Annotated in this window: 8 protein-coding genes; 7 read left to right on the top strand and 1 reads right to left on the bottom strand. The window is 36.2% G+C overall.

Features of this window, described 5'->3' with window-relative positions; all coding sequences use genetic code 11:
• Positions 1-380: 380 nt before the first annotated feature.
• The 3 genes from JUJ52_RS22055 (at position 381) to JUJ52_RS22045 (ending at position 1,564) form a co-directional block, all read left to right on the top strand.
• Positions 381-785 carry a DUF948 domain-containing protein gene (locus tag JUJ52_RS22055; RefSeq protein ID WP_205388714.1) on the top strand — a complete coding sequence of 135 codons (405 nt, stop codon included), beginning with the start codon at positions 381-383 and terminating at the stop codon, positions 783-785.
• 18 nt (positions 786-803) lie between these two features.
• Complete coding sequence (locus JUJ52_RS22050; RefSeq protein ID WP_026681471.1) at positions 804-1,223, top strand: YtxH domain-containing protein; 420 nt, start codon at positions 804-806, stop codon at positions 1,221-1,223.
• A gap of 125 nt (positions 1,224-1,348) precedes the next feature.
• Positions 1,349-1,564 carry a hypothetical protein gene (locus JUJ52_RS22045; protein WP_034679115.1) on the top strand — a complete coding sequence of 72 codons (216 nt, stop codon included), beginning with the start codon at positions 1,349-1,351 and terminating at the stop codon, positions 1,562-1,564.
• A 305-nt stretch (positions 1,565-1,869) separates the two neighbouring features.
• Here JUJ52_RS22045 and pilM read toward each other — a convergent pair whose 3' ends face one another.
• The gene (gene pilM, locus JUJ52_RS22040) at positions 1,870-3,999 is read right to left on the bottom strand and encodes a pilus assembly protein PilM (RefSeq protein ID WP_026681470.1); all 2,130 of its coding nucleotides are present in this window, start codon (positions 3,997-3,999) and stop codon (positions 1,870-1,872) included.
• Positions 4,000-4,121: 122 nt separating this feature from the next.
• Between pilM and JUJ52_RS22035 the strand changes: the two genes are divergently transcribed.
• From JUJ52_RS22035 to motS, 4 genes are all read left to right on the top strand, one after another.
• Entirely contained in the window at positions 4,122-5,192 is a 1,071-nt protein-coding gene (locus JUJ52_RS22035) for a bifunctional 3-deoxy-7-phosphoheptulonate synthase/chorismate mutase (protein ID WP_026681469.1), read from the top strand.
• 147 nt (positions 5,193-5,339) lie between these two features.
• Complete coding sequence (ccpA, locus tag JUJ52_RS22030) at positions 5,340-6,335, top strand: catabolite control protein A (RefSeq protein ID WP_026681468.1); 996 nt, start codon at positions 5,340-5,342, stop codon at positions 6,333-6,335.
• A 159-nt stretch (positions 6,336-6,494) separates the two neighbouring features.
• Positions 6,495-7,319 (top strand): flagellar motor protein MotP, encoded by an 825-nt coding sequence (motP, locus tag JUJ52_RS22025; protein ID WP_026681467.1) that lies wholly within the window; start codon positions 6,495-6,497, stop codon positions 7,317-7,319.
• A partial coding sequence (motS, locus tag JUJ52_RS22020; RefSeq protein WP_228089197.1) for a flagellar motor protein MotS occupies positions 7,309-8,094 on the top strand: 786 nt, incomplete at its 3' end. The genes motP and motS, both read left to right, overlap by 11 nt.

The following is an 8,094-nucleotide window of genomic DNA, read 5'->3' as shown; positions in this document are numbered from 1 at the left end:
TGAGCGAATTTTGCTCAGTTTTTCTTAGTAACTTCTTTAATCGCTGTAGTTCTAATCTTATTAGGCTATTTTTTATCCGACATATAACTGGCAGTAAAACCCCACCTGTGAATTTTTACTTTTTGTAATTACTAATAAAAATAAAGGAAATTATACAAGGTTGTCGAATTAATATTATAAGGACATTAAATGACTAGATCAGACAGAGAACAATAGGTTTTAGTTGAAATATATAAGGGTATTTTTATTTATAGCCATTTTTTGCTATACTTTACAAGTAGAGATCAGTAGAAATAGGTTTATTAGTAAATCTATTCTCTGGATATATACACATATTGAGAATATTACAATACATAGTGATAGTAGAAGGAGTGGACATAGTGGAAGTTCTCGGATATATAGCAACGTTTATAGCAGCAATAGCTTTTGTTGTCTTAGTTGTTTATGTAATTATTACGTTAAAAGCAGCCAGGGAAACGTTAAGTCATGTGGCTGGTACATTAGAAGGTTTAGATAAGCAAATGAAGGGTATAACCGAAGAAACAACCCAATTATTAAATAAAACGAACAAGCTCGCAGATGACCTTAATCAAAAATCGGCAAAAATGAATGGATTATTTGATGGTGCAAAAGGTATTGGGGAAACTGTTAAAGATTTCAATCAGTCTTTAAGACAACTTTCTAACAGTATTTCTCGAACTGCTAGTAAAAATCCTGAAAAAGCCTCTCAGGCCATTAAATGGGGAACAGTTCTTATGGATTTATGGAAGAAAAAAAATAAATAAATATAGGAGGAAAATTACATGGCAGATAACAATATGAATAGTAAGGACTTTTTATTGGGTACTTTTATCGGAGGAATTGTTGGAGCAGTTACAGCTTTACTATTGGCTCCAAAATCTGGTAAAGAATTACGAGGTGATATTAATCAGGGTGCTCATCAAGTAAAGGACCGCGCATATGTTTGGAAAGACGTTGCGCAAGAAAAAAGTTCAGATTGGAAAGATAAAGCCTATACAACTGGTTCAGAGCTAAAGAAAAAAGCGATGGATTCAACAGCTCAAATTACGAAGAATGCATCACAGAAAACAAAGGAAATTACCAAGAGTGTACAGGCTAAATTACAAGAAAAAAGAAGTAAAGAAGATAAGGCACTAGAAGCAGCAGAAGAAGTTGCAGAGGCAATAGAAGACGCTGCAGAAGAATTAGAAAAACAGAAGTAACGAATAAAAAGGTATGTCTTATGAGAACAGAGCTGTCTTTAAGGGCAGCCCTTTTTATTTATAAAAAAATGCAATGTATAAGGACTCGTCTTTCTTCAAAACATAAGAAAAAAGGCGGTATTTACATGCTTCTATTAATCGTATTAGGTGCAGTGCTTGTAGTTATTGCATTATTTTTTACAATTAAAGTCGGCAAAGATATTGAGGAAAGAAATAGTGAGTATGATACTGAATTTAAAGCAACAAGAAAACATCCGGTATTACTTAACCCGGCTTTCTTAGCCTATATTATTGGATTTGGTTTTCTCATTATTTTCATCGCTTATTTAGCTATGTCTTAGTCTGTTCTTTTATCAGGAATATCTATTAGCAAAATAAGGCTTAGTAATGAAAAGAACATAAATAAAAAGGACACCATTTTATTCTGCGTGGAGTCCTTTTTATTAGTATAGGAAATTATAAAAATTAGCTCGATAAATATGGGCGTGTTGAGTCTGTCCAGCCCCAGCGCCCAGAAACGATGCGACTTCACGATCGCTCTAATCTAAGTCATCATCGGCTCGCAAACTCATCGTGATTCCTTACTCGCTAAAGTCGCTACGTTTCTATTCGGAGGCTTGCGCTTTTGTTCTAACTAAGCCGTGTATTATTCCCAAATGATTTGTAAATGATCACCATGCTTAATCGTTGAATGAAAGCTAGATGGTGCATTATTTTGATATATAGAGAATTTGCCGTTGGCGTTCGTGAGGTCTAAATCTACATAACGAAAAATGTCCTGATAGATAAATGGCTGCTGCTCTTGTTCGTAAACTTTTAATCGATCATGCTTTTTTAATGGTGTATCCTCATCAAGTATGCTATCCCCTTTTTTAATTACATATAGAGGTTGAGCAAGTTCTACTGACTCATTATTAAACGAAACCATAATCCTATGTGTTAATGGTTTATTTAACTGGTTCAGTACATCTTTTACAGTTGGCTGTTCAGCTAGTAATAGCTGTAATCGATCTCCTTGCTTAAGACGATGATCCATTGTAGCAGGCTTGCCGTTAAGAGCTATTTGTGGTTCGCCCTTTGTAATGTGGATTGGTTCTTCATTTACATAGACGATAAATGGTTCATCTTTTCCTACTTTATCAGAAGATACTTGATTTAAAACAGCTTCTAAGCTGTTCGGTTGTCTCCATGTAAGATTATCTCGATCTTGTATACTATATTCTTTCGTTACTGGTACGTTATTCACCTCAAACTGAGGATATATGTGATATTTTGCTCCGTTATAATAAATCATTAAAGGTGGTATATCTCCAAGAAGTTCCTGAATTGTTACTTGAGCATGCTTTCCATCACGGCCTTTTTCAATTGTTATGATATCACCATTATGAATCTTACTATTCACAGAAGCATTGGTATCGTTTAATTGGATACTCGGTGGTTCACCAATTTCACCAGGTAACGTAACTTCTTTGTTATTTATAGTTATAATCGAGGCTATACCTGGCTTTCCATACCATTTTTGAATATCTATACTGGATTGAATAAGACAATCTCCCACTGTTAATTCTTTCATTTCAAATAATCTTATCGTATTACCGTTAACTGTAACACTGACATAGTGGACAGGATTTTGTTTGGCCGCAATTCCTATACCAATTGGAGTGACAAAATCAGGTCCTGTAGGTAATTTATTGGTTTTTTCTAATTGGTTAATTGCATCAATTCCCCGTACAGCTACTCGATTTATCGGTAGATTTAATTTACTAGCTATTGAATTGGTTATTCCTGGTGTTAGACTTCCTCCACCAACAAGCATTACGGCCTTTGGCGAGTGTGAATTTAAATTGATAATTTCATTCGATATTTGCGTGGCCAAGTTATCAATTGCATCCGTAATATCGTTTTCTATCATGTTGGGTGTAATTGTCGCTTCAAATCCTAGAATGTCCTCTACAATAGCTTCACCATTATCGACAATCATACGTTTTGCTTTTTCTGCAGATGGAAAATCTAATAAGTATTGATCGCTTATTGCTTCCGTAATTTCATCACCCGCAATTGGAACCATTCCATATGCAACTACTGTCCCTTTATCCGTTATAGCTATATCACTAGTACCAGCTCCAATATCAACTAGCACAACATTTAATCTTCTCATAGACTCTGGAATAAGCACATGTATAGCTGCAATAGGTTCTAAGGTAAGAGCTTCCATTTCTAAGTTAGCTCTTCCTAAGGCTGCTAATAATGATTCAACAACAACTTTAGGTAAAAACGTAGCGATAATTTCGACAGAAGCTTCTGTACCTCGCTGATCAATTAGTGAACCAATTTGCTGCTGATCTATACGATAATGCAACACGGAATAGCCAACGCAATAATAAGAGGATAAATCAGCATCTTGCTGTAGTTTTTGCAAGTTCAATTGTGCCATTTGGACAGCGCTTAATTCTAGGTGTTTAATTGTTTCTTCGCTAGTGATCGGTGTATCCTGTAATGATTTAGAAGCAGTTGCTTGTGTAGTCATTAATGCTCTTCCAGCAGCAGCAACACACACCTTGCTAAGCGAGCCGTGAGATGACTCCAATTTATTTTTTACTTCTATAATTGTTTCAGAAACAGCCACAACATTATGTATTTGTCCATCTCTCATCGACCGTTCTTTATGTTCCATCATATAATAATCCAACATATGATAGGTTTGGTCACGCTTTTCTAGTATGATTCCAGTTACAGAGCGTGTCCCAATATCCAGTGCAAAAATCCGATCCTTCATAAGCAATAATCCTTTCAAACAGATAATATGAATCAATTATAAACTTTTTATCGACAAAGAAAAAATTTTTAGCTATAATTGTCACTAATTATTAAAAACAAGAGGCATAGGGGGAACATAATATGAGTGAGTTAGATCAGGTTAGAGATCAACTGGATCATGTGAACCAGGAGATTTTAAAGTTAATAAATGAACGTGCTACACTTGTTCAACAAATCGGGGAAATAAAAGCAAAACAGAGTATTAAGCGATTTGACCCTGTGCGAGAAAGAGATATGTTAGATAAAATTACTTCAATTAATGATGGTCCGTTCGAGAACGCAACCATTGAGCATATCTTTAAGGAAATTTTCAAAGCTAGCTTGGAACTACAAGAGGATGATCACCGTAAAGCATTACTTGTATCTAGAAAAAAGAAGCCGGAAAATACGGTCATAGATATCAATGGTGCTTCAATTGGAGACGGTTCTATTCATTTTGTAATGGGACCATGTGCCGTTGAGGGATATGAACAAGTTGCTCGTGTAGCCAAAGCTGTAAAAGAGAATGGAGTAAGGCTACTGCGTGGGGGAGCATTTAAACCAAGAACGTCTCCATATGATTTCCAAGGTCTTGGTGTTGAAGGCTTACAATTACTCAAAAGAGCAGCAGATGAGTATGGGTTAGCTGTTGTTAGCGAAATTGTAAACCCCGCACATATTGAGCAGGCAATGGATTATGTTGATGTAATTCAAATTGGTGCTAGAAACATGCAGAATTTTGAATTGTTAAAGGCAGCCGGTGACGTGGATAAGCCCGTACTTTTAAAACGTGGTCTTTCAGCCACCATTTCTGAATTTATCAACGCAGCAGAATACATCATTTCACGAGGCAACGGAAATATCATTTTATGTGAACGAGGAATTCGGACGTATGAAAAAGCGACACGTAACACGTTAGATATCTCTGCAGTTCCAGTATTAAAACAGGAAACGCATTTGCCGGTTATGGTTGATGTCACACATTCCACTGGTAGAAGAGATCTGCTATTACCTACAGCGAAAGCAGCGATTGCAATTGGCGCTGATGGTGTTATGGCAGAAGTTCATCCGGATCCTGCTGTTGCCCTTTCAGATTCAGCACAACAGATGGATATTCCAACATTTAATCGTTTTATGGAAGAAGTTAAGGATATGTCTAATCGGATGAAATAAAGTTTTGTTTCATTTTAATGTTCTGAAATAGAGAGGTTGATGGTCCATTGTGATGCATCAGCCTTTTTTGCTTTGAAAAATGTTTCATAGTAGAGTATGATATAGAAAATAGAGAACGATATCTATATATTAGGAGGTAAAAAGAAAATGAACATTACAATATATGATGTAGCAAGAGAAGCAAATGTATCCATGGCTACAGTTTCTCGTGTCGTAAACGGGAATCCAAATGTAAAACCAACAACTCGTAAAAAGGTATTAGCAACAATTGAAAGATTAGGATATCGTCCCAATGCAGTGGCTAGAGGGCTAGCAAGTAAGAAAACAACAACTGTCGGTGCGATTATACCTGATATATCCAGTATTTTCTTCGCAGAATTAGCCCGAGGTATTGAAGACATTGCAACAATGTATAAATACAATATGATTTTAAGTAATTCGGATCAAAATAAAGACAAAGAGTTACAATTAATAAATACCATGCTAGAAAAGCAAGTAGATGGGATTATTTTTATGGGTGGAAATATTACGGAGGAACATGTTCAACAGTTTAAGAGTTCATCTGTACCAGTAGTGTTAGCTGCTACATATGATGATAACCATGAAATTCCTTCTGTAAATATAGACTATGAAGAAGCTGCATATGAGGCAACTAAATTCCTAATAGAGCAAGGTAACGATATACCTGCGTTTGTTTCTGGACTAGAAGATACGCATATCAATCAGTTGAAATATAAAGGCTACGCCCGAGCATTAAATGAAGCTTCGCATTCCGTAAATGAATCACTGGTTATTAAAGGAGATTATTCGTATAGCTCAGGAATTGAAGCGGTGCACCAGTTGTTAGAGCAAGATCAAAAACCAACCGCTATTTTTGTGGCTTCGGATGAAATGGCTTTAGGCGTTATCCATGGCGCGCAAGATAAAGGCTATCGTGTTCCAGAAGATATAGAAGTGTTTGGATTTGACAATACTCGTTTGGCGACAATGGTAAGACCAACGTTATCAACGATTGTTCAGCCAATGTATGATATTGGTGCTGTGGCAATGAGACTCTTAACAAAATATATGAATAAAGAAGAAGTACAAGATAAAAAAGTCGTTTTACCGCACCGGATTGAAAAAAGAAGCTCAACAAAATAATAAAAGATGCCGATATACTAAATAGAGATGAAAGATGCATGTTCAAATGTTGGAATTGGATGGATTAGACACGTGGACTAAGCTTTATCAGGGGTTAAAACGCGATGCCACTTCCAATTTTGAACATCCTCAATCAACAGCTATCTGAGGAGAGAGAATATGAGAAAACGTGATATATTAACTCCTATCGGCATTACATTAGGTTTTATTATGATTATGCTGGCCATTGTTTCCAAAAGCGGTACAAGTGGGGCATCTATTTTTATGGATATTTCCTCCATTTTTATCGTTATCGGAGGACTAGTTGCCTCCATGTTGATTAATTTTAAAATGGAACAAATTAAATTAACAAGAAAGGTCTTAAGTGAAGCATTTCATAAGAATGACCAACGCTTACCTGAATTGATTGGATTATTTGTTCGTTTATCAGAAAGAGCTAGAAGAGAAGGAATATTGGCACTGGAAAACGAACTAGAGGAAGTAGAAGATCCTTTTATTAAGAAGGGTATTCTCTTAGCTGTAGATGGTATTGAGCCGGAAGTAATTAAAGATATAATGGACGCTGAGATTACTGCCGTAGAAGATCGTCATTATAGAGGCAGATCCTTAATAGAAAAGGCAGGAGAATACGCACCAGCTTGGGGAATGATAGGAACACTTGTTGGACTGGTGCTCATGCTCAATAATTTACAAGATCCTTCAACATTAGGGCCGAGTATGGCAGTGGCGTTGTTAACAACGCTGTATGGTACAGTTCTTTCAAATTTGGTTTTCATACCCATGGCAAGTAAGCTCGAGAGTAAAACGGAAGAAGAAGTATTTCTCAAACAGATCATTATTGAAGGTGTAATCGGTGTTCAATCCGGACAGAACCCAAGAATACTGGAAGAAAAATTAAGTGCCTTCCTATCCAACGAATCAAAAGCAAAACAAGAAAGTGACGATTCTGCTAAATTCGTGGAGGAGAGTATTCATGAAGCGTAGGCAAATAAGACGATCAAATAAGAATGGTGCGCCAAAGTGGATGGTTACTTATTCGGATATGGTTACGCTTATTTTAGTATTTTTTATTCTTTTGTTTTCCATGTCGCAAATTGATTTAGTGAAATTTGAGGCAATTTCAGATTCATTTCGTAATCGAATGATTTTCGATTTTTATCCTTCACCTGTTCCTATGGACAATCCAACGGAAAATACAAGTAATGAAGAAAGTGGAGAACAGTCTAATGAATTTGACACACCTACGCAGATGCCGAACACAAACGATCGAGATAAACAAACGGATAAAAATGAACAATCATTAGATGATTTAATGAAGGAAGTAGAAGCTTACTTAGATAAAAATGACTTGAATAAAGTAATTTCTGCTAATAGAACAAAGCAGGGGGTTGAGCTTGTACTACAGGAGAGTATATTGTTTGACTCTGGTGAGGCGGTTATCCTAAATTCTGGGAAACCATTTTTAAACAAAATAGGTTCGTTACTCAAAAATCTACCGAATCATGTACATGTTGAGGGACATACAGATAGTCGACCAATTTCTAACTATCGTTATCCTTCGAATTGGGAGCTTTCAGGAGCAAGAGCAAGCAGTGTCATTCGTTATTTATTGCAGCAAAATGACTTTGATAGATCCCGATTTTCATCAGTAGGTTATGCGGATACACAGCCTATAGCGCCTAATACTTCAGCAGTTAATTGGAGTAAAAATAGGCGTGTAGAAATAGTGATTTTGGAAAGAAATCAAAGCCCAGTTGAA

Source organism: Virgibacillus sp. AGTR (genome assembly GCF_016919725.2).
Classification (GTDB): domain Bacteria; phylum Bacillota; class Bacilli; order Bacillales; family Amphibacillaceae; genus Virgibacillus; species Virgibacillus salarius.
The sequence above is the reverse complement of the archived record's forward strand: the minus strand, read 5'-3'. Positions and strand labels throughout refer to the sequence as shown.

What these genes read in the sequence shown, in the direction of transcription:
- JUJ52_RS22050 (WP_026681471.1), top strand. Translation starts at nt 804, where the DNA reads ATGGCAGATAACAATATGAATAGTAAGGACTTTTTATTGGGTACTTTT.
- JUJ52_RS22045 (WP_034679115.1), top strand. Translation starts at nt 1,349, where the DNA reads ATGCTTCTATTAATCGTATTAGGTGCAGTGCTTGTAGTTATTGCATTA.
- pilM (WP_026681470.1), bottom strand. Translation starts at nt 3,999, where the DNA reads ATGAAGGATCGGATTTTTGCACTGGATATTGGGACACGCTCTGTAACT.
- JUJ52_RS22035 (WP_026681469.1), top strand. Translation starts at nt 4,122, where the DNA reads ATGAGTGAGTTAGATCAGGTTAGAGATCAACTGGATCATGTGAACCAG.
- ccpA (WP_026681468.1), top strand. Translation starts at nt 5,340, where the DNA reads ATGAACATTACAATATATGATGTAGCAAGAGAAGCAAATGTATCCATG.
- motP (WP_026681467.1), top strand. Translation starts at nt 6,495, where the DNA reads ATGAGAAAACGTGATATATTAACTCCTATCGGCATTACATTAGGTTTT.